Source organism: Delftia sp. 11MD (genome assembly GCF_050907895.1).
Taxonomy (GTDB): domain Bacteria; phylum Pseudomonadota; class Gammaproteobacteria; order Burkholderiales; family Burkholderiaceae_C; genus Comamonas; species Comamonas tsuruhatensis.
This window is the reverse complement of sequence record NZ_CP194333.1, coordinates 3565721-3585752: the sequence shown is the minus strand read 5'-3', so window position 1 is coordinate 3585752 and position 20032 is coordinate 3565721. Positions and strand designations below refer to the sequence as shown.

At 66.9% G+C, this 20032-nt stretch carries 21 protein-coding genes and 1 tRNA gene; 17 read left to right on the top strand and 5 right to left on the bottom strand.

The features are described 5' to 3' along the window. Positions 1-6 precede the first annotated feature (6 nt). Positions 7-1143: an iron-containing alcohol dehydrogenase gene (locus ACRSCF_RS16260; protein WP_016446813.1), complete on the bottom strand. Its 1137-nt coding sequence runs from the start codon at positions 1141-1143 to the stop codon at positions 7-9. 272 nt (positions 1144-1415) lie between these two features. Between ACRSCF_RS16260 and ACRSCF_RS16255 the strand changes: the two genes are divergently transcribed. After that, complete coding sequence (locus ACRSCF_RS16255; protein WP_244386081.1) at positions 1416-2420, top strand: alpha/beta hydrolase; 1005 nt, start codon at positions 1416-1418, stop codon at positions 2418-2420. A 46-nt stretch (positions 2421-2466) separates the two neighbouring features. Continuing rightward, positions 2467-3330, top strand: a complete 864-nt coding sequence (locus tag ACRSCF_RS16250; RefSeq protein ID WP_013802704.1) for a YbgC/FadM family acyl-CoA thioesterase — start codon at positions 2467-2469, stop codon at positions 3328-3330. 35 nt (positions 3331-3365) lie between these two features. Here ACRSCF_RS16250 and ACRSCF_RS16245 read toward each other — a convergent pair whose 3' ends face one another. Further along, positions 3366-4313, bottom strand: a complete 948-nt coding sequence (locus tag ACRSCF_RS16245) for a YgfZ/GcvT domain-containing protein (protein ID WP_244386079.1) — start codon at positions 4311-4313, stop codon at positions 3366-3368. 46 nt (positions 4314-4359) lie between these two features. Here ACRSCF_RS16245 and mltG point away from each other — a divergent pair, with 46 nt between their 5' ends. The 6 genes from mltG (at position 4360) to ACRSCF_RS16215 (ending at position 9263) form a co-directional block, all read left to right on the top strand. After that, positions 4360-5361, top strand: coding sequence for an endolytic transglycosylase MltG (mltG, locus tag ACRSCF_RS16240; protein ID WP_016446816.1), 1002 nt, complete (start codon positions 4360-4362; stop codon positions 5359-5361). 69 nt (positions 5362-5430) lie between these two features. Beyond that, positions 5431-6117, top strand: a complete 687-nt coding sequence (gene tmk / locus ACRSCF_RS16235; protein WP_016446817.1) for a dTMP kinase — start codon at positions 5431-5433, stop codon at positions 6115-6117. Next, on the top strand, positions 6114-7163 hold the full coding sequence (locus ACRSCF_RS16230; RefSeq protein ID WP_034363947.1) for a DNA polymerase: 1050 nt from the start codon (positions 6114-6116) through the stop codon (positions 7161-7163). The genes tmk and ACRSCF_RS16230 overlap by 4 nt, the downstream gene beginning before the upstream one ends. Positions 7164-7291: 128 nt before the next feature. Next, entirely contained in the window at positions 7292-7651 is a 360-nt protein-coding gene (locus tag ACRSCF_RS16225) for a PilZ domain-containing protein (protein WP_034363945.1), read from the top strand. An 83-nt stretch (positions 7652-7734) separates the two neighbouring features. Further along, positions 7735-8541, top strand: coding sequence for a TatD family hydrolase (locus tag ACRSCF_RS16220; RefSeq protein ID WP_244386078.1), 807 nt, complete (start codon positions 7735-7737; stop codon positions 8539-8541). Next, on the top strand, positions 8538-9263 hold the full coding sequence (locus ACRSCF_RS16215) for an ankyrin repeat domain-containing protein (protein WP_160853397.1): 726 nt from the start codon (positions 8538-8540) through the stop codon (positions 9261-9263). Before ACRSCF_RS16220 ends, ACRSCF_RS16215 begins: the two co-directional genes overlap by 4 nt. Positions 9264-9318: 55 nt before the next feature. On the opposite strand, the gene msbA is transcribed toward ACRSCF_RS16215, so the two are convergent. After that, a complete protein-coding gene (msbA, locus tag ACRSCF_RS16210; protein WP_016452860.1) occupies positions 9319-11136 on the bottom strand; it encodes a lipid A export permease/ATP-binding protein MsbA in 1818 nt (605 codons plus the stop codon). Between the two features lie 189 nt (positions 11137-11325). Between msbA and tolB the strand changes: the two genes are divergently transcribed. From tolB to ACRSCF_RS16185, 5 genes are all read left to right on the top strand, one after another. After that, the gene (tolB, locus tag ACRSCF_RS16205) at positions 11326-12645 is read left to right on the top strand and encodes a Tol-Pal system beta propeller repeat protein TolB (protein ID WP_016446823.1); all 1320 of its coding nucleotides are present in this window, start codon (positions 11326-11328) and stop codon (positions 12643-12645) included. A gap of 78 nt (positions 12646-12723) precedes the next feature. Next, a complete protein-coding gene (pal, locus tag ACRSCF_RS16200; RefSeq protein WP_016446824.1) occupies positions 12724-13266 on the top strand; it encodes a peptidoglycan-associated lipoprotein Pal in 543 nt (180 codons plus the stop codon). Then, positions 13266-14048 carry a tol-pal system protein YbgF gene (ybgF, locus tag ACRSCF_RS16195; RefSeq protein ID WP_034363943.1) on the top strand — a complete coding sequence of 261 codons (783 nt, stop codon included), beginning with the start codon at positions 13266-13268 and terminating at the stop codon, positions 14046-14048. The genes pal and ybgF overlap by 1 nt, the downstream gene beginning before the upstream one ends. Next, the gene (locus tag ACRSCF_RS16190; RefSeq protein WP_244386077.1) at positions 14048-14875 is read left to right on the top strand and encodes a tRNA threonylcarbamoyladenosine dehydratase; all 828 of its coding nucleotides are present in this window, start codon (positions 14048-14050) and stop codon (positions 14873-14875) included. The genes ybgF and ACRSCF_RS16190 overlap by 1 nt, the downstream gene beginning before the upstream one ends. A gap of 68 nt (positions 14876-14943) precedes the next feature. Beyond that, positions 14944-15019: transfer RNA gene (locus ACRSCF_RS16185), tRNA-Lys, on the top strand. A gap of 25 nt (positions 15020-15044) precedes the next feature. Here the strand turns inward: ACRSCF_RS16185 and ACRSCF_RS16180 are convergent. Further along, positions 15045-16103: a tyrosine-type recombinase/integrase gene (locus tag ACRSCF_RS16180; protein ID WP_034363942.1), complete on the bottom strand. Its 1059-nt coding sequence runs from the start codon at positions 16101-16103 to the stop codon at positions 15045-15047. 269 nt (positions 16104-16372) lie between these two features. Next, complete coding sequence (locus ACRSCF_RS16175; RefSeq protein WP_198818628.1) at positions 16373-16525, bottom strand: hypothetical protein; 153 nt, start codon at positions 16523-16525, stop codon at positions 16373-16375. Between the two features lie 66 nt (positions 16526-16591). On the opposite strand from ACRSCF_RS16175, the gene ACRSCF_RS16170 reads away from it, so the two are divergent. From ACRSCF_RS16170 to ACRSCF_RS16155, 4 genes are all read left to right on the top strand, one after another. Continuing rightward, on the top strand, positions 16592-16795 hold the full coding sequence (locus tag ACRSCF_RS16170; protein WP_244386075.1) for a hypothetical protein: 204 nt from the start codon (positions 16592-16594) through the stop codon (positions 16793-16795). Positions 16796-17310: 515 nt separating this feature from the next. After that, on the top strand, positions 17311-17736 hold the full coding sequence (locus tag ACRSCF_RS16165; RefSeq protein WP_244386074.1) for an IPTL-CTERM sorting domain-containing protein: 426 nt from the start codon (positions 17311-17313) through the stop codon (positions 17734-17736). A gap of 843 nt (positions 17737-18579) precedes the next feature. After that, positions 18580-18903: a hypothetical protein gene (locus ACRSCF_RS16160; protein ID WP_082254695.1), complete on the top strand. Its 324-nt coding sequence runs from the start codon at positions 18580-18582 to the stop codon at positions 18901-18903. 7 nt (positions 18904-18910) lie between these two features. Beyond that, positions 18911-19999 carry a glycosyltransferase gene (locus tag ACRSCF_RS16155; protein WP_244386072.1) on the top strand — a complete coding sequence of 363 codons (1089 nt, stop codon included), beginning with the start codon at positions 18911-18913 and terminating at the stop codon, positions 19997-19999. Positions 20000-20032: the final 33 nt, after the last annotated feature.

Below are 20032 nucleotides of genomic sequence, written 5' to 3'. Positions count from 1 at the left end.
GGCGGCTCACAGCGAGGTGGCCAGCATCTGCTCGTAGTCGTCGGCGCTGGCCAGGCGCGGGTTGGTGCCGTGGCAATGGTCCTTCAGCGCCCCGCCGATCACGGCCGCGAACTGGGCGCGCTCCACGCCCATGGCGGCCAGGCCCGTGGGCAGGCCCAGGCGGGCGTTCATGTCGCGTATGGCTTCGGGAATGTCGCTGCCCGAGGCCAGACCCATGGCGTGGGCCATTCGCTGCAGGCGCTGTTCGGCGCGCACGCTCTCGGCCTCGGCATTGAAGCGCACCACGGCGGGCAGGAACATGGCGTTGAGCGTGCCGTGGTGCAGGCGCGGGTTCACGCCGCCCAGGCTGTGGCTGAGGCTGTGCACGCAGCCCAGGCCCTTCTGGAAGGCCATGGCGCCCTGCATGCTGGCGCTCATCAGCTGGCGGCGTGCCTCGGCGTCCTGGCCATTGCGGGTGGCGCGTTCTATGTGCGCCCAGCCGCGCGTGAGGCCGTCCAGCGCAATGCCGTCGGCAGGCGGATTGAAGGCGGCTGCCATGAAGGTTTCCATGCAGTGGGCGATGGCGTCCATGCCCGTGGCGGCCGTCAGCATGGCGGGCAGGCCGTAGGTCAGTTCCGGATCGCAGATGGCGGCGCGCGGCACCAGGTGCCAGCTGTGAAAGCCCAGCTTGCGGTGGTCGTCCACGATGATGATGGCGCCGCGCGCCACCTCGCTGCCCGTGCCGCTGGTGGTGGGCACGGCAATCAGCGGTGCCACGCGCTCGGTGATGCGCGGCGAGCCGCCCTCGATGGTGGCGTAGTGCGACAGCGGCCCTTCGTGCGTGGCCGCAATCGCCACACCCTTGGCGCAGTCGATGGCGCTGCCGCCGCCCACGGCGATCAGGCCGTCGCAGCGCTGCTCCTGGTAGATTGCAGCGGCCGCACGCACGGCAGCCTCGGTGGGGTTGGAGGGCGTCTGGTCGAACACTGCGTGCGGCATGTCGCCCAGCCCATCCAGCGCCTTTTGCAGCACGCCGGCCGCCTTGACGCCCTGGTCAGTGACGATCAGCGGCCGCGTGATGCCCACGCGCTCGCACTCCTGGCGCAACAGGCGCACGGCGCCGAAGTCAAACTGGATCTGGGTGACGTAGTTGATGAAAGCCATGGTCGGTGACTCGTTGCGGGCCGCTGCGGCCCGTGGTGGGGATCAGTGGGAGTGCGCCGAATCTAGACCGCGCGTGCTGCACTGCAAACAAAGCAAACCCTGAGAGGGCGCCTGCGCGGTCACGGGGGCGACAGCACGGGCGTGCACTGCCATCGCATGGCTGCCAGGGCCTTGTGCTCGCGGCACAATGCCTGCTGCGCGGCGCCTGCCGTGCCTTGCCGGCCGCGCCGCATTGCCTTGCCAGATGGCTCCGATCGAACCTGTCCCTGAACTTGCTCCTGAACGTGCCCCAGCCCGAATCCCGCCCCCACGCCACGCCGCTGCCGGCGTCCCTGACCCACCAGATGCGCGATGTGCTGCGTCGCATGGAGCGCGCCGCACGCACGCCCATGCACCAGCTGGGCGCCGAGGGTGCGCGCGCCGCCTATGAGGCGGGCGCCGGCGTGCTCGAAATTCCCAAGCCCGTCCTGCCGCGTGTCGAGGACCTGCAGATTCCCGCGCGCGATGGCGCCTTGCTGCCCGCTCGGCTCTATGCGCCTGAGGAGCGTGCCCAGGCACCGGCCCCTGGCCTGCCCGTGCTGCTGTACCTGCATGGCGGCGGCTTCACCGTGGGCAGCGTGGCCACGCACGACGTGCTGTGCCGCCAGTTGGCCCACCTCTCGGGCGCCATGGTGGTCTCGCTGGACTACCGGCGCGCGCCCGAGCACAAATTCCCCACGGCCCACAACGACGCCTGGGATGCGCTGCAATGGCTGGCTTCGCAGGCCGCCTTGCTGGGCGCCGACCCTGCACGCCTGGCCGTGGGTGGCGACAGCGCGGGCGGCACGCTGGCCGCAGCCTGCGCCATCCATGCGCGCGATGCAGGCCTGAAGCTGGCCCTGCAACTGCTGATCTACCCGGGCACGACGGCCCACCAGGACACTGACTCGCACCGCCGTTTCGCCCACGGGCTGGTCATTGACGAGCCGGCCATCACCTGGTTCTTTGCCCAGTACCTCAACAGCCCTGCCGACCGCGAGGACTGGCGCTTCGCCCCGCTGCTGGCGCCTGACGTGGACGGCGTGGCCCCGGCCTGGATAGGCCTGGCCGAATGCGACCCGCTGGTGGACGAGGGCGTGGAATACGCCGACAAGCTGCGCATGTCGGGCGTGCCCGTGGATCTGGAGATCTACCGGGGCGTGACCCATGAATTCGTCAAGATGGGCCGCGCCATTGCCGAAGCGCGCCGTGCACATGCCGACATGGCGCGCGCCTTGGCCGACGCCTTCGCGGCCTGAGAGCCAGGGCACCCAAGACACCCAAGACAACAGGAGAGAAAAACCCATGCAACGCCAAGATTTCCGCACGCTGCAACGCATCGAAGTGCGCTGGTCCGAAGTGGACGCCCAGAAGATCGTCTTCAACGCCCACTACCTGATGTACGCCGACGTGGCCGTCACCGACTACTGGCGCCAGCTGGGCATGCCCTATGAGTCATCCTTCGCGGCCCTGGGCGGCGAGCTGTTCGTCAAGAAGGCCACTACCACCTACCACGCATCGGCCACGCTGGGCGACGTGCTGCATGTGGGCATACGCTGTGCCAGGCAGGGCAATACCTCGCTGTTGTTCGAGGCCGGCATCTTCCGGGGCATGGAACTGCTCAACACCGTGGAACTGGTCTATGTGTTCGCCGATGCCACCACGCGCCAGCCGCTGCCCGTGCCGCAGCAGCTGCGCGACGTGCTCACCGCCTATGAGGCAGGCCAGAGCGTGGTGCGCGTGGCATCGGGCAGCTGGAACGACCTGGGCCGCGACGCCGAGCGCCTGCGCCTGGCCGTGTTCGTGCACGAGCAGGGCGTGCCGCGCGAGATCGAGATCGACGAGTTCGACCCCGTGGCCCGCCACGCCGTGGTCTACAACGGCCTGGGCCAGCCCATTGCCACCGGCCGCCTGGTCAGCGACAGCCCCGGCGCGGGCAGGATCGGCCGCATGGCCGTGGACCGCAGCGTGCGCGGCGGCCGCTGGGGCCGCATCGTGCTGGACAGCCTGGTGGAGGCCTCCCGCCAGCGCGGCGACCGCGAAGTCGTGCTGCACGCGCAGCGCCATGCCGAGTCGTTCTACCTGCGCGCGGGCTTCACGCCCGAGGGCGAGCCCTATGAAGAGGCCGGCATTCCCCACATCACCATGAGGAAAGTGCTCACCGCCTGAGCTGCAGGCAGCTCAGGCGGTGCAAGGCCCAAATCTCAAATGTCCTCGCGCAGCGCGTAGGGCAGGGGCTTGAGTTGCAGCGCCACGGCCTGCGCGGCATCGGCGCGCTGGCCCTCGCCCAGGGCGGCGTGGGCCAGCAGGCGCTGCTCAGCCGAGCTGATCTGCATGGAGACAATGGCGTCCCAGCCGCCGCCGGGCGCCGGGGCGGCCTGGACCACGGTGCCGTTGGCCTGCTCCAGATCCTCGGGCGTGAAGACTTCCATGCCGGCTGCCAGCGGCTGCTGGGCATGGGCGATGTAGGCGCGGCGCTTGAGCGTGCCCCGGAACTGGCTGCGGGCCACCACCTCCTGGCCCGGGTAGCAGCCCTTCTTGAAGTTCACGCCTTCCACCGATTCGTAGTTGAGCATCTGCGGCACGAAGGCATCGACCACGGGTGCCGACAGCGTGGCGATGCCGCTGGCGACTTCGCTCCAGAGCCAATCGGCCTCACTGAGTGCGGGGCCTTCGTGCAGGGGCGCACCGACAGGGGCCACGCGCAGGGCGCGCGGCTGGCCGGCGGCCGGGTACAGGGCGATCAGGCTGGCGTCGCCGTCATCGGTCTTGGTCCAGGGCACGGCTGCCGGGCCCATGGCCTGTACGGCGGCATCGCCAGCCAGCCCGTGGAGCGTGAATTCGGCCGTGGCATCGCTGAGCTTGCACTTGGCGCGCAGCACGAACATGGACAGGCGCTTGAGCGTGGGTGCCAGCAGGCTGCGGTCGCACAGCAGCAGGATCTCGTCCTTGCTGCGCTTGAAGCCGATGAAGCTGGCCAGCATGCGGCCCTTGGCCGTGCAGAACGCCGCCAGACGCGCATGCTGCAGATCCAGCAGCGCGAAGTCGTTGGTCAGCTGGCCATGCAGGAATGGGGCGGCGTCTTCGCCGAGGGCGCGTATCACGCCGAGATGGGAAACGGGGGCGATGCCGTTCAGTAAAGGCTGGGTCATGGCTGAATTATGATCAGCCGCTCTATTGCTTGCTTGGACCGAGGTTGTGCGCTTTATCTTTCGCGCTTTGATGATGCTGCTGGTGCTGGCAGCCGTGCTGGCCGGTGCCGGCTGGTGGTGGCTGAACCAGCCCCTGCCGCTGTCCCAGCCCACGCTGGAGCTGGAGGTCGAACCCGGCACCACGCCGCGCGGCGTCGCCCGCGAAGTGGTCAAGGCCGGGGTGCAGACCGATGCGCGGCTGCTGTATGCCTGGTTCCGCGTCTCGGGGCAGGACCGGCAGATCAAGGCCGGCAACTATGAACTGACCACGGGCCTGACCCCCTATGTGCTGCTGCAAAAGCTCGCGCGTGGCGAGGAATCGCTCAAGGCGCTGACCCTGGTCGAGGGCTGGAACTGGCGCCAGGTGCGCGCAGCCCTGGCCCGCGAGGAATTCCTGCGCCAGGAAAGCGCGGGCATGGACGATGCGGCCCTGATGCAGGCCCTGGGCCGTCCCGGGGTGGCGCCGGAGGGCCGGTTCTTCCCCGATACCTATACCTATGCCAAGGGCAGCTCCGACCTGGCCGTGCTGCGCCGGGCCCTGCATGCCATGGACCGGCGCCTGGCCGATGTCTGGGCGCTGCGCTCGGCCGACACGCCACTCAAGAGCCCCGACGAGGCCCTGACCCTGGCCAGCATCGTCGAGAAGGAAACCGGCCGCGCGGCCGACCGTGCCCAGATCGCAGGCGTGTTCACCAACCGCCTGCGCATCGGCATGCTGCTGCAGACCGATCCCACCGTGATCTACGGCCTGGGCGAGAAATTCGACGGCAACCTGCGCCGCCGCGACCTGCAGACCGACACGCCCTGGAACACCTACACCCGCGCGGGCCTGCCGCCCACGCCCATCGCCATGCCCGGCAAGGCCGCCCTCATGGCCGCCGTGCAGCCCAGCCAGACCAAGGCGCTGTATTTCGTGGCGCGCGGAGACGGCACCAGCCATTTCAGTGCCTCGCTGGACGAGCACAACCGCGCCGTCAACCGCTACCAGCGCGGCCAGCAAAAGCCCTGAGCAAAAGCCCTGAGATATTCCCCAGGGCTGCTGCGCTCTGCGCAGCGCTTGCGTATCCTCTCTTTCCATATGACCAATGCAACCCCCGCCGGCCTGTTCATCAGCTTCGAAGGCATCGATGGCGCCGGCAAGTCCTCGCACATCGCGTCGCTGGCCCAGGCTTTCCGTGACCAGGGCCGCACGGTGACGCTCACGCGCGAGCCCGGCGGCACGCCGCTGGCCGAAAAGCTGCGCGCGCTGATGCTGCACGACGCCATGGACCCGCTGACCGAGGCGCTGATCGCCTTTGCCGCGCGACGCGACCACCTGGTGCAGGTGATCGAGCCCGCGTTGGCGCGCGGCGAGGTCGTGCTCTGCGACCGCTTCACTGATGCCACCTTTGCCTACCAGGGCGCAGGCCGTGGCTTCGACCTGCAGCCGCTGGCCACGCTGGAGCGCATGGTGCAGACGGGCACCGCCCCCCAGCCCGATCTGCTGCGCGAGCCCCACCTGACGCTCTGGTTCGACCTGCCCGCCGAGGTGGCCGCCGAGCGCCTGGCCTCGGCCCGCGTGCCGGACCGCTTTGAGTCCGAACCCGGCAGCTTCTTCGCCCGCGTGGCCCAGGGCTATGCGTCGCGCGCTGCAGCAGCGCCCCAGCGCTTTGCCCGCATCGACTCCAACGCCAGCCGGCATGCGGTCTGGCAGCAGATCACGCAGGTCATGGTGCGCCGGGGCTGGCTGGCCATCATGGTCGGCGGCCAGGGAGGTGCGGCATGAACGAAGCCCTGCCACAGCCGGCCGAGACCGACACCTCCTGGATTGCCGAACAGCGCACACGCCTGCTCGCACAGCGCGGCCATGCCTGGCTGCTGCAGGGGCCTTCGGGCCTGGGGCAGTACGCGCTGTCGCTGTCACTGGTGCGTGCCTGGCTGTGCGAGTCGCCGTCGCCGCAGGGCGCCTGCGGCCACTGCGGCAGCTGCCATGCCATCGACGTGCGCGCCCATGCCGACCTGTGCGTGCTCATGCCCGAGGTGCAGATGATGGCGCTGGGCTGGCCCCTGCCCGAGAAGGCCCAGGCCGACATCGACGACAAGAAGCGCAAGCCCAGCAAGGAAATCCGTGTCGAGGCCATGCGCGACGCCGTGGAGTTCTGCCAGCGCACCAGTGCGCGCGGGCGCGGCAAGGCCGTGCTGGTCTATCCGGCCGAGCAGATGAATGCCATCACGGCCAATGCGCTGCTCAAGACGCTGGAGGAGCCGCCCGGCGATGCGCGTTTCGTGCTCGCCAGCGAGGCATCGCACCAGCTGCTGCCCACCATTCGCAGCCGCTGCCTGATCCACACCATGGCCTGGCCGGATCAGCAAGAGGCCCTTTCCTGGCTGGACACGCAGGGCGTGCCCCCTGAAGCGGCCGCCGTGGCGCTGCGCGCAGCAGGCGGGCGGCCCGGCGATGCGCTGGCATTGGCGCAAAGCGGTGGCGGCAGCGACATGGCGTCGTGGTCACAGCTGCCGCGTGCGCTGGCCAAGGGCGATGTGGCGGCCCTGGCCGCCTACGCGCCGCCCCATGCCGTGGAGGCCTTGCAAAAGATCTGCCACGACCTGATGGCACTGGCCGCAGGCGCCGCGCCGCGCTACTTCACGCCGGCCGACCTGCCTTCGCGGCCGCTGGACATAGGCCTGCTTTCCGAATGGTCGCGAACCCTGGCCCAGGCCGCGCGCACGGCCGACCATCCCTTCAACGCAGGCCTCATGGCAGAAGCCCTGGCCGCAGAAGCGCGGCGCGTGCTCATGTCCGGCCAGCCTGCCCGCCAGCGCCGGGCATGAAGGGAGGGGCACGGGAGAACATGGCCAGGCGCTTTTCGCCACATGAAAGCCCGGCCTGTTAACCTACGGCCCTGGGCCCGGTGCCGATTGCGCCGGCCGCTCACCGAACCAATGTCTGCAAACCATCCATGAGCACCGCACCCTCCACACCCCGTCCCAGCGTGATGCAACTGGCGATCAAGGAAAAGGCCGCGCTGTACGCCGCCTACATTCCCATGTTCGCCGAAGGGGGCGTTTTCGTGCCCACGCAGCGTGAGTACCGTCTTGGCGATGATGTCTACGTGCTGCTGACCCTGCCCGACGAGCCCCAGCGCTATCCCGTGGCCGGCCGCGTGGCGTGGATCACGCCCGCGCGCGCCTCGGGCAACCGCACGCAGGGCATAGGCATACAGTTCCCCAAGGACGAGAAGTCCGCCGAGCTCAAGGCCAAGATCGAGAACATCCTGGGCTCGGCACTGGCCTCGGACAAGGCCACGCAGACGGTCTGAGTCCTGCGCCTGCCTCTGCCCGCATGCCGACACGGAGGAAATGCTCTCCGGTCGGCATGCCTGTTTCTGAACCACGAGATTCCATGTTTACCGATTCCCACTGCCATCTGAATTTCCCCGAGCTGCAAAGCCGCCTGCCCGAGATCCGCGAGGCCATGGCGGCCGCGCGCGTCACGCGTGCGCTGTGCATCTGCACCACGATGGAGGAGTTCGGCGATGTGCACCAGCTGGCGCTGGACCACGACAATTTCTGGGCCACGGTGGGCGTGCACCCCGATACGGAACACATGACCGAGCCCAGCGTGGCCGACCTGGTCGAGCGCGCCGCACTGGCGCGCGTGGTGGCCATCGGCGAAACGGGACTGGACTACTACGGCATGGAAGACCGCAAGGGCGGGCGCACCATTGCCGACCTGGAATGGCAGCGCGAGCGCTTTCGCGTGCACATCCGCGCGGCGCGTCAGACGCAAAAGCCCCTGGTCATCCACACGCGCAGCGCCTCTGATGACACGCTGGCCATCCTGCGCGAAGAAGGCGAGGACGGCTCGGCAGGCCAGGCTGGCGGCGTGTTCCACTGCTTCACCGAGACCATGGAGGTCGCGCGTGCGGCGCTGGACCTGGGCTACTACATCTCCATGTCGGGCATCGTCACCTTCAAGAACGCCCAGCACCTGCGCGACGTGGCCGCCTTCGTGCCGGCCGACCGCCTGCTGATCGAGACCGACAGCCCTTATCTGGCGCCCGTTCCCTATCGCGGCAAGACCAACAATCCGTCGTATGTGCCGTACGTGGCCCAGCAGATTGCACAGGTGCGCGGCATTCCGGTCGAGGAGGTGGCGGCCCTGACCAGTGCCAACTTCGATCAGCTTTTCAAGGGGGTTGTCGCATGAGACTGAATGCTGCGGCCGTCGGCCGCGTGGACCGTCGCCGCTGGCTGGCCCGGGCCGGCCGCGCCCTGACGGCCGTGGCTGCAGCCGGTGCCGGGCTGGCGCACGCCAGCCAGTACGACGACTACGTGCGTGCCATCGTCAGCGACAACGAGCGCGCCATGGTCAACCTGATCTTTCGCGGCTTCGATCCCAACACGCGCGACACGCGCGGCCGCCCGGGCCTGGTTGCGGCCCTGCACCAGGGCTCCCTGGGCGTCTTCGACGTGCTGCTCAAGTCCCCCGGCATCAAGGTCAACGAAGCCTCGCAGCAGGGCGAAACGCCGCTGATGATGGCCTGCATCAAGGGCCACCTGGACCTGGTCAAGGAACTCATACGCCGGGGCGCCGATGTCAACCGCCCCGGCTGGACACCGCTGCACTACGCCACCTCGGCCGACCTGCCCCAAACGCTGGACATCATCAAGCTGCTGCTGGACAAAAGCGCCTACATCGACGCCGAATCGCCCAACGGCACCACGCCGCTGATGCTGGCTGCCCAGTACAGCAGCGAAGCCGTGGTGGACCTGCTCATCGCCGAAGGCGCCGACGTCATCCTGCGCAACCAGCGCGGCTTCACCGCCGCCGACTTCGCCAGGCAGGTGGACCGCCAATACATGGTCGACAAACTCACCAAGGCCATCAAGGCCGAACGCAAGACCCAGCCCTCGCGCGGGAGCTGGTAGCCGCCAGCTGCAAGCCGCAAGCGAAAGCGGCGTGGCCGCCCCCAATCCTGTCCGCTCAGGTGGCGTGGTTCCTGCTCAACCTGGCATACAGCCCGTCGCGCGCCAGCAGTTCGGCATGCGTGCCTTGCTCGGCGATGCGGCCGCGCTCCATCACCACCACACGGTCGGCATGCTCGATGGTGGACAGCCGGTGGGCGATGACCAGCGTGGTGCGGCCCTGCATCAGCCGTGTCAGCGCCTCCTGCACCAGGCGCTCGGATTCGTTGTCCAGTGCCGAGGTGGCCTCGTCCAGAATCAGGACCGGCGCATCCTTGTACAGCGCCCGCGCAATCGCCAGCCGCTGGCGCTGGCCGCCGGACAGCTGGCTGGCGTTGTGTCCCACCACCGTCTGCAGGCCCTGGGGCAGGCCGCGCACGTGCGAGCCCAGGTTGGCGGCGTCCAGCGCCGCCCACAGCAGTGCCTCGTCTTCCACGCCACCCAGCGCCACATTGGCGGCAATGGTGTCGTTGAACATCACCACGTCCTGGCTGACCATGGCGAACTGCTGGCGCAGGGCGGCCAGATCCCATTCGGGCAGGGGGGTGCCGTCCAGCAGCAACTGCCCATCCGTGGGCTGCAGAAAGCGCGGCAGCAGGTTCACCAGCGTGGTCTTGCCCGCGCCAGAGGGGCCGACCAGGGCCACTACCTCGCCCGGGCGCACGCGCAGGTCCACATGGCTCAGGGCGGGCGCCTTGTCCTCGCCAAACTGAACGGACACGTCGCGCAGCTCGATCTCGCCACGCGCCTTGCCGGGCACCTGGGTGCCGCCGGTCTCGTCGCCCGAGCCCTCCAGCAGATGCAGGCCCCGCTCCAGCGCCGCCACGCCGCGCGTGATGGGGTTGGCCACATCGGCCAGGCGGCGGATGGGGGCAATCAGCATCAGCATGGCCGTGATGAAGGCCGCGAAACTGCCCACCGTCACATCCTGCACATTGGCCGCGGCGGCTCCCGTGCCCCGGCTTTGCCACAGCGCGATGCAGATCACGGCCGACAGGGCAGCAGCGGCCAGCAGTTGGGTCAGCGGCGTCATCGCCGCAGAGGCGATGGTGGCCTTGATGGCCAGCTTGCGCAGTTGCCCGCTCAGGCCGCCAAAGCGCTTTTGCTGGCCCTGCTGCGCGCCATGCAGGCGCACCATGCGGTGGGCCAGCACGTTCTCCTCCACCACATAGGCCAGGGAGTCCGTGGCTTCCTGGCTGATCTTGGTGATGCGGTACAGGCGGCGCGACAGCGTCTTCATGATCCAGGCCACGCCCGGCACCACGGCGGCCACCACCAGCGTCAGCTGCCAGTTCAGATACAGCAGGTAGCCCAGCAGCGCCACCAGGGTGAAGCCATCGCGCGAGATGCCCAGCATGGCCTGCACCAGCAGGGTGGAGCCGGTCTGCACCTCATAGACCACGGTGTTGGACAGCGATGAGGCCGACTGGCGCGAGAACAAGGCCATGTCGGCCGCCAGCAGCCGCTCGAACAGGCGCCTGCGCAGCGCCAGCATGCCCTCGTTGGCAATGCGCGCCAGCGCGTACTGGCCCACGAACTGCGACAGGCCCCGCACCAGGAACACGCCGATGATAGCCAGCGGCACCGACCACAGGGGCAGCGTGCCGTCGGTGAAGCCGCTGTCCAGCAGCGGCTGCAGCAATGCCGGTATCAACGGCTCGGTGACCGCACCCACCAGCGTGGCGGCCACGGCCATCGTCCAGGCCAGGCGCTGACCACCAAAATAGGGGGACAGGCGCTTCAGGCGCTGCGACAGGGTCAGGGTGCTGGCGAGATCATGGGCCGCCGGTGCGGCGGACGGCGCAGGGGCCGGCGGCGGTGAGGATGGTGCGTGCATGAAGCGCGGATTTTACGGCGGGCTTGCCTGGGGCTGCCCCATGGGGAACCGATGCGGCTGGCGGGGATCGACAAAGCCTGGGCCGACAGACCCTACAGTGCACGTTCTTACATCGTGACGCATCCAGTGTGTGTAACATTCGCACCTGTGCAAGTACCGGGGTCTTCCCGTAGATATTGATGAATGCCAATGACTATTGACCGACTCCTTTCTCCTTCCTCCCTGGCGGCCGTGCCGCGCCCTTCGCGCCGAACCCTGCTGGCCGCTCTTGCCTCCACTCCTGCAATTCCCGCGCTGGCCCAGTTCCGCGTCGAAGTGACGGGCGTGGGCCTGACCCAGTTGCCCATCGCCATTGCAGCATTCAAGGGAGAAGGGCAGGCGCCACAGAAGATCTCGGCCATCATCCAGGCCGACCTGGAGCGCAGCGGTCAGTTCCGCGCCGTGGACACGGCCGGCGTGCAACTCGATGAAACCTCGCGCCCCGATGTCGCCATGTGGCGCCAGAAAAGCGCAGATTCCCTGGCCGTGGGCAGCATCACGCGCCTGGCCGATGGCCGCTACGACGTGCGGTTTCGCCTCTGGGACGTGGTCAAGGGCCAGGACCTGGGCGGCCAGGGCTTTGCCGTCACCACCGGCGACCTGCGCCTGGTGGCCCACCGCATCTCCGACTACATCTACGAGAAACTCACGGGCGAGAAAGGCGTGTTCTCCACACGCATCGCCTACGTGACCAAGGCAGGAAGCAACTACCGCCTGTGGGTGGCCGATGCCGATGGCGAGAACGCGCAGTCCGCCCTGTCCAGCCCGGAACCCATCATCTCGCCCGCCTGGTCGCCCACCGGCACCCAGCTGGCCTATGTGTCCTTCGAGTCGCGCAAGCCCGTGGTCTATGTGCACGATGTGGCCAGCGGCCGCCGTCGCCTGGTCGCCAACTTCCGGGGCTCCAACAGCGCGCCGGCCTGGGCTCCCGATGGCAACTCGCTGGCCGTCACGCTCAGCCGTGATGGTGGTTCGCAGCTGTACCTGATCAGCGCCCAGGGCGGCGAGCCCCGCCGCCTGATGCAAAGCAGCGGCATCGACACCGAGCCGAACTTCTCCAGCGATGGCCGCTCCATCTACTTCGTCAGCGACCGTGGCGGCGCCCCGCAGATCTACAAGGTGCCGGCTTCCGGCGGCAGCGCGGAGCGCGTCACCTTCACCGGCAACTACAACATCTCGCCCAGTGTCAGCCCCGATGGAAAGTGGCTTGCGTACATCTCGCGCGTGGGCGGCGGCTTCAAGCTCCACGTCATGGACCTGGGCACCGGCACCGTGAATGCCATCACCGACACCACGGCGGACGAAAGCCCCAGCTTCGCTCCCAACAGCCGCCTGATCGTCTACGCCACGCTGCAGCAGGGCCGCGAGTCCCTGATGACCACCACGCTGGACGGCAAGATCAAGGCGCGGCTGGCAGGGCAGGGCGGAGACATCCGCGAGCCCGACTGGGGTCCGTTCCAGCGCCAGTGATAGCCCGGCTTCCTCGATTTCTTTTCAGTCAACAAGTCAACTCAGCACGAAGTCCATCCGGACATACGGAGATTTTTCATGATCACCATCAAACGACTTTCCCTGGCACTTGCAGTCACCGCACTCATGGCAGGTTGCAGCTCGGGCGTCAAGCTCGACGAAACCCCGGTCACCGACGCGGGCGCCTCCAGCACGGGCCAGGGCAGCGGTGCCGGCACCGGCAGCACCTCGCAAAGCGGCATCTCGGGCGTGGACCTGACCGGCTCGGCTGCCGACAAGGCAGGTCCCCAGGGCGTCAGCCGCATCGTCTACTTCGACTTCGACAGCTACGTCGTCAAGGCCGATGCCCAGCCCCAGATCGAAGCCCATGCACGCTTCCTGAAGGCGTCTTCTGCACGCAAGGTCCAGATCGAAGGCCATACCGACGAGCGCGGCGGCCGCGAATACAACCTGGCCCTGGGCCAAAAGCGCGCCGAAGCCGTGCGCCGCTCGCTGGGCCTGCTGGGCGTGAGCGACGCGCAGATGGAAGCCGTGAGCTACGGCAAGGAAAAGCCTGCCTCCGAAGGCCATTCCGAAGACGCCTACGCGCAAAACCGCCGCGCTGAACTGTCCTACCGTTGATGAACATGCAGCGCTCCCCGATCCTGCATCGCACCGCGCTGCGCACGCTGCTGGCTGCCGGCCTGATGGCCGGCTACGCCGCCAGCGGCCATGCCGCGCTGTTCGGCGATGACGAGGCGCGCCGCGCCATCCTGGAAATGCGCCAGCGTGTCGACAGCATGCAGCAGTCGCAGCAGCGCATGACCGAGGAAAGCGCGCAAACGCGCCGTGGCCTGCTCGAACTGCAGTCGCAGATCGAGCAGCTCAAGTCCGAGCAAGCCAAGCTGCGCGGCCAGAACGAGCAGCTGCTGCGCGATGTGGCCGAGCTGCAGCGCGGCCAGCGCGACATCGCCAAGGGCGTGGACGAGCGCCTGCGCCAGTTCGAGCCGGTCACGGTGACGGTGGACGGCCAGGAATTCGCGGCCGACCCGGCCGAGAAGCGCGACTTCGAAGCCGCGCTGGCGCAGTTCCGTGCCGGCAGCTTTGCCGAAGCCGGCACGGCATTCTCGTCCTTCCTGAACCAGTGGCCCAAGAGCGGCTACGTGCCCTCGGCACGCTTCTGGCTGGGCAACGCGCAGTACGCCAATCGCAACTACAAGGACGCGATCTCCAACTTCCGCGCGCTGCTGGCGGCAGCCCCCATGCATGGCCGGGCGCCGGAGGCGGCGCTGTCCATCGCCAACTGCCAGATCGAGATGAAGGACACCAAGGGCGCGCGCAAGACGCTGGAAGACCTGATCAAGGCCTATCCCAACGCCGAAGCCACAGCCGCGGCCAAGAACCGTCTTGCCAGCCTCAAGTGATGAGCGATACGGTCTCTTCATCCCCTGCGGGAGAAGACAAGACAGCGCCTGAAGCAGGCGCTGTTTTTTCTGATGCCGACCTGCAGCGCCGCTTCGGCGGCCTGGAGCGCCTGTATGGCGTGCCGGGCGCCGCGCGCATCCGCGCCGCGCACGTCGTCGTGGTGGGCATCGGCGGCGTGGGCTCCTGGACTGCCGAGGCGCTGGCGCGCAGCGGTGTGGGCGAGCTCACACTCATCGACATGGACCATGTCGCCGAGTCCAACATCAACCGCCAGATTCACGCGCTCTCCACCACCGTGGGCCAGGCCAAGATCGAAGCCATGCGCGAGCGCATTGCCCAGATCAACCCGGCCTGCCGCGTGCACTGCATCGACGACTTCGTGGATCCGGACAACTGGCTGCGCCTGCTGCCCCAGAACGCGGACGCCGTCATCGACGCCTGTGACCAGGTCAAGGCCAAGACTGCCATGGCCGCCCATGCGCGCGCCACGCGCCAGTGCTTCATTTCGGTCGGAGCGGCCGGCGGCAAGCGCCTGGCGCACAAGGTGGACATCGAAGACCTCAGCGCCACCACGCACGACCCTTTGCTGGCCCAACTGCGCTACCGCCTGCGCCGCGAGCATGGCGCACCCAAGGAAGGCAAGCGCATCGGCATCGCCTGCGTCTTCAGCCGCGAGGCCGTCGCCCCGCCCGATGCCTCTTGCGCCATCGAAGGCGACGGCACGCTCAACTGCCACGGCTACGGCTCGGTGGTAACCGTCACCGCCACCTTCGGCCAATGCGCCGCAGGCTGGATCATCGATCAACTGAGCCGCATCAAGAATTGAGGCGTAAAATTTGGTGCTAGAATCTATGTCTTCGCTGAGCAGCATCTGATGCATGCAAAGCGTGGTTCGGGTCTTTAGCTCAGTCGGTAGAGCAGCGGACTTTTAATCCGTTGGTCGCGAGTTCGAATCTCGCAGGACCCACCAACTAAATACCAATGAAATCAAGCCCTTACGCCACAAGCGTAGGGGCTTTTTTCTTGTCCTCGGTGGTCTGCTCTGACCAAAACATGACCGCGTTTGCGTACTGGGCCAAGTGCTCCGGCGCCAGGTGGGCATATTTCTTCACCATCTCCAGCGTCTTCCAGCCTCCCAGCTCCTTCAGGACGAACAGGGGCGTGCCGGATTGGACATGCCAGCTCGCCCAGGTGTGCCGCAGGTCGTGGAAGCGGAAATTCTCGACACCGGCAGCGGCGAAGGCCCGGGCAAGAATTCGCGCATCGACCTGCTTCACAGGTGCCCCGGTAGGCCGCGTGAAGACGTTGACGCCTTTGGGGCGCGCGTTCAGCACGTCGAGCGCTTCGCTGTTGAGTGGGACCACTCGCGCGGAACCCGACTTGGAGGCGTCGGCGCTGACCCAGGCCGTGGAGCGCTTGAGGTCTACCTTGTCCCAGGTCAGCGTGAGGATCTCTGCGCTTCGCATGCCCGTGGCAAGGGCGAAGCGGCAGATGTCCCGCATCCAGTCCTGAGACAAGGCCATGATGAAGGCGCGGGCCTGCTGGCGGGTCAGGAACCGAATGCGAACCGCCGGCTCCCGGTAGTTGCTGAGAATGGGCGCGCGGCCAAGCCACTGCATCTTCTCGCACATGTTGAGCAGCGTCCGCAGTGTGGCGATGTACCGATTCTTTGTGCTCTGCGATGTGGGCCGCTGCATCGTGGAGCCGTGGCGCACGAAGTGCGTGGGCAGGTTGTCAAGGATCACGTCGCTTGTTAAAGAGCTGATGGGCTTGCCGCCGAAGACGGTGCGCCAATATGCGACGTGCCGAACCTTGGTGTCGTAGTCGCTCTGTCCAGCAGAGGCGCGCAGGAATTGAACGGCAGCTTCCTCGAAAAGGCGCTGCGGCTGCTCCCCCAGCTTGTCCTGCCGCCACATCTCCGCCTTCAGGCGGTCGTGGTATTCCTGAGCTGCCTTGCGCTCGGTCGTTTTAGAAGATCGTCTAACTCTTTCGCCGCTTGGCGTGCGTAGATCGATCCACCAGATTCCGGAAGTTTGATCTTTGCGGATGGGCATTCACTATCCTGGTTCCGCAACGATAGCCGGGTGACATTGTTGCGAGGTTTATTGAGGGCCGCAAGGGCAGATGGCCAGATGCGCCATATGCGCGATCCGGGTAGGCGAAAGGCGATCTCATGCCGCCTTTCGAAGACGGTTCCGTAGGAAACCTGCAGCCGTTCGGCCGCCTGTTTGAGGGTGAGAGCGGTTTCACTCATGTGGCGTGCTGCGGTTCAGCAATGCAAACGCCCCGCCAGGTGGCGGGGCGTGGTTGACGGGGTGGTGGGTCAGTGGGGCAGGTCCGTGGCCTGGAGTCCCTGCAGCTGGATCTGCTGCAGCAAGCTGGCGTGCTCGTCGGTAAAGGCCTGCCAGGCAGCTGCAGGAATGGTGATTCCCTCGCCCTCGTGTTCCGGTAGCTTGGCCAGCTGGAGGGCTGGCACGAGGAGGGGGCACGACACAACAACCCGCGCCCCGCGGGCGTCATCCGCCCGGGAAGTGGCACCGACGTGCTGCTGCGGTTTCTGCGCCAGGCCCCCGGGCGCTGGTTCTTCCATTCCGAACTGGTGCTGGCCCTGGGCCGCAGCAAAGGGGAGATCGATTGGGCACTGCTGTACCTGGTGCGTGAGGGCCAGGTGGAAAGCCGGCTCACCGAGCTGCCGGCGCGCAAGCCAGTGCTTCGCTACCGACTGAAAGAGGGATCGGCAATATGACCACAACCACGGAGCCCAGCCCCAGGTGGGCGACACCTACGCATAAAGAGTGCACGCCTTTAGATAGCGCGCTAATAGTTAATAGCTTTCGATAAATGAAACGAGGCTATCAATTGTTAATTTTTGTTAACTAAATGCTATTTTGTATCTGATGATCATGCCGCTGGGGCCTGCACCAGGGAGGTTGCGTGCCCGCTTGAAAACTTAGGGGCCTTACGCCCCGTCGCGGAGATCATCAAATGGTAGGACTTGGTAAGCGTAGCTTTGCTTCGCTGGTTCTGAGCGCAGCGGTGTGTGGATCGGCATGGGGACAGATGGTCATGCCGCCGGGGAGCAGCATTGATCTTGCTGGAGGCTCTTTTCAGCTTCCTTGCACGGCGGTCATCATGCAGGGCGAGTTGACTTTGGGTACGGGGAGTTTTGACACTGGCTCGTTCGCTTTCGACTCAGGGGCTACGGTCACTGGGACAGGGGGGCAACTGAACGTCAGTGGTGACCTTACGAGCACAGTGCCATTGAACCTGGGCACCAGCAGCGTGGTGCTGTCGGACACCTGCGCACCTGGTTCCACCCTTCAACTGAGCGGCAACATCGTCGTGAAGGACCTGACGTTGATCAGCACGGGTCCCTTGCCGCCCACCATCGTCCTTCCTGCGGGCACCAACCTCACGGTGCTGGGCACACTTACCCTTGGCACGCCTGGAAAGCCGGTGATCCTGACCTCTTCGGGCCCCGGCACTGCCGTCGTCACGATGGGGCCTGGCGCCACGCTGTCAAACCCCAGTGGAAGCATCGTGCCTGGCAATGTTCAGATCGGGGCTGTTGTAGCAGCCTCTCCGGCCAGTATTCCAACGCTCAGTACCTACGGGTTGATGTTGCTGAGCCTGATGCTCGGTGGTGTGGCTGTTCGTCGACAAAGCCGCACCCGCACAACGTCTTGAACTGATCCTTCGTTTTCGTCCTCGTGTGGCTGTTGTGAGCCTGCATGGACGTGCTTCTATCTCATCGGCAGCTAAACCATGTCCCGTAAAGAAACTTCTATCCCCTCACGCCTTATGCTTGCTATGTGCATGGGCGCCGGTTTCCTGGCTCCCACAGCGCATGCTGCAGACATCAGCATCACGATGCCTGCAGGCGGCAATTTCGTGATCAAGAATTCGGCAGGCGCCGAGCGGTTGCGAGTGCAAAACACCGGCGAAGTTCTGGTACCAGCACTGCCTGCTGATGCGGCCACTGGCAACCAGCTGCTGTGTGTTGACGGCGCGACTGGACAATTGGTGCATTGCGCTCCCGGCGTGGGTGGAGGGGCTACTGGAGCGACAGGTGCCACGGGCGCGACGGGGGCAACAGGCGCTATTGGCGTGACGGGCGCCACGGGGGCCACAGGACCCACTGGGCCTACGGGCGCAACGGGTCTCACTGGCCCGACTGGGGCCACCGGTGCTGGCACACCAGGCGCCACGGGTTCGACGGGGGCCACTGGCGCGACTGGACCTACCGGACCTACAGGGGCCACGGGTGCAACCGGCCCGACGGGCCCGACCGGCATGACAGGAGCTACGGGCGCGACCGGGGTCCAGGGTGACACAGGTCCCACAGGGCCCCAGGGCGCGCAAGGCATTCAGGGAATCCAGGGCATCCAGGGCGTGACGGGTGCCACAGGAGCTGGACTTCAAGGCCCCACAGGCCCTGCAGGAGTCCAGGGGCCTGCAGGCTCGGGTGGGTTTTTCCAGACGTATACAACTCCTGCCCGCGGCAACAGCGCTGGCAACGGCACAATTTATTTGTTTGCCAACGGCGGCGGTAACACATTCGAGACCGATGCGCAGCGCATGGTACACACCTCATGCACCAATGCATCATTGCGCGCCATGCTGACAGAGAACAGGGCGTTGAGCCTGACGCTGCAGCTGCGTCGAGGCGTGAACGAGAACTTCTCCAATGTGTCGGGCGTGCCGATCTGTACGCTTTCCAATGCCAACCCCACATGTGATGTGTCCGGCCCCGCCACTTACGCACCAGGCGACACCATGACTGTGCAGTTGGTTGGCACCCAGGCCTTCAATACGGCGGTTACCGGTTTGATCGTGGTGGCCTCCTGCCAGTGAGCTCGCTATGCGACCTGCGCGCCGCGTCCATATCTGCCTGAACATGATCGTCAAGAACGAGGCCCCGGTGATCGCGCGTTGCCTGGCCTCGGTCAAGCCGTGGGTGGACCATTGGGTGATCGTGGACACGGGCTCCAGCGATGGCACGCAGGACCTGGTGCGCCAGTGCATGGAGGGCATACCCGGCAGCCTGCACGAGCGGCCCTGGGTGGACTTCGCCCACAACCGCAACGAGGCGCTGGAGCTGGCGCGGCCGCACGGTGACTACCTGCTGTTCATTGATGCCGACGAGCAGCTGCGCGTGCCCGAAGGCTTTGCATGGCCGGCGCTGGAGGCGGACGGCTGCATGCTGTCCTGCCACATGGCGGGCACCGAATACCAGCGCAATGCGCTGATCGCCACGCGCGTGGACTGGCGCTGGGAAGGCGTGCTGCACGAGTACCTGACCGCCCCGGCGCACCAGGCCTGGCAGATGCTGGCGGGGCCGTACATCGATGTCTCGCACGACGGCGCGCGGGCGCGGGACCCGCAGACCTACCTGCGCGACATCGCCGTGCTCGAAAAGGCCGTGCGCGAGCAGCCTGGCAACACGCGCAACGTGTTCTATCTGGCGCAAAGCCACCGCGACGCGGGCCAGATCCAGCCCAGCCTGCATTGGTACCGGCAGCGCGCCGCCATGGGCGGCTGGGCCGAGGAGCAGTGGTTTGCGCTGTTCCAGATCGGCGTGCTGCTGGAGCGCTCGGGCGCCGAGCCGGCCGCCGTGCGCGAGGCCTATCTCACCGCCTATGCCGCGCGACCGCAGCGGGCCGAGCCCCTGTGCGAGCTGGCGCGCTACCACCGCGAGCGATCCGAGTTCGCCCTGGCCTGCCTCTATGCGCGCCAGGCCGCCGCGCTGCCGCGCCCGGCCGAGGACATCCTGTTCATCGACGCCCAGGTTTATGCCTGGCGCGCACTGGACGAGCTGGCCGTCAGCGCCTTCTACACCCCGCTGCGCGACCTGGGCCGCGCCGCGCTGCAGCAGTTGCTGGCCGAACGCCGCTACCCCGCCAGCGAGCAGGCACGCATCGAAGCCAACCGCCCGTTCTACGGCCTGTAGAAGACTCGAAAGTGCACTGACTTTAGTGCTCGA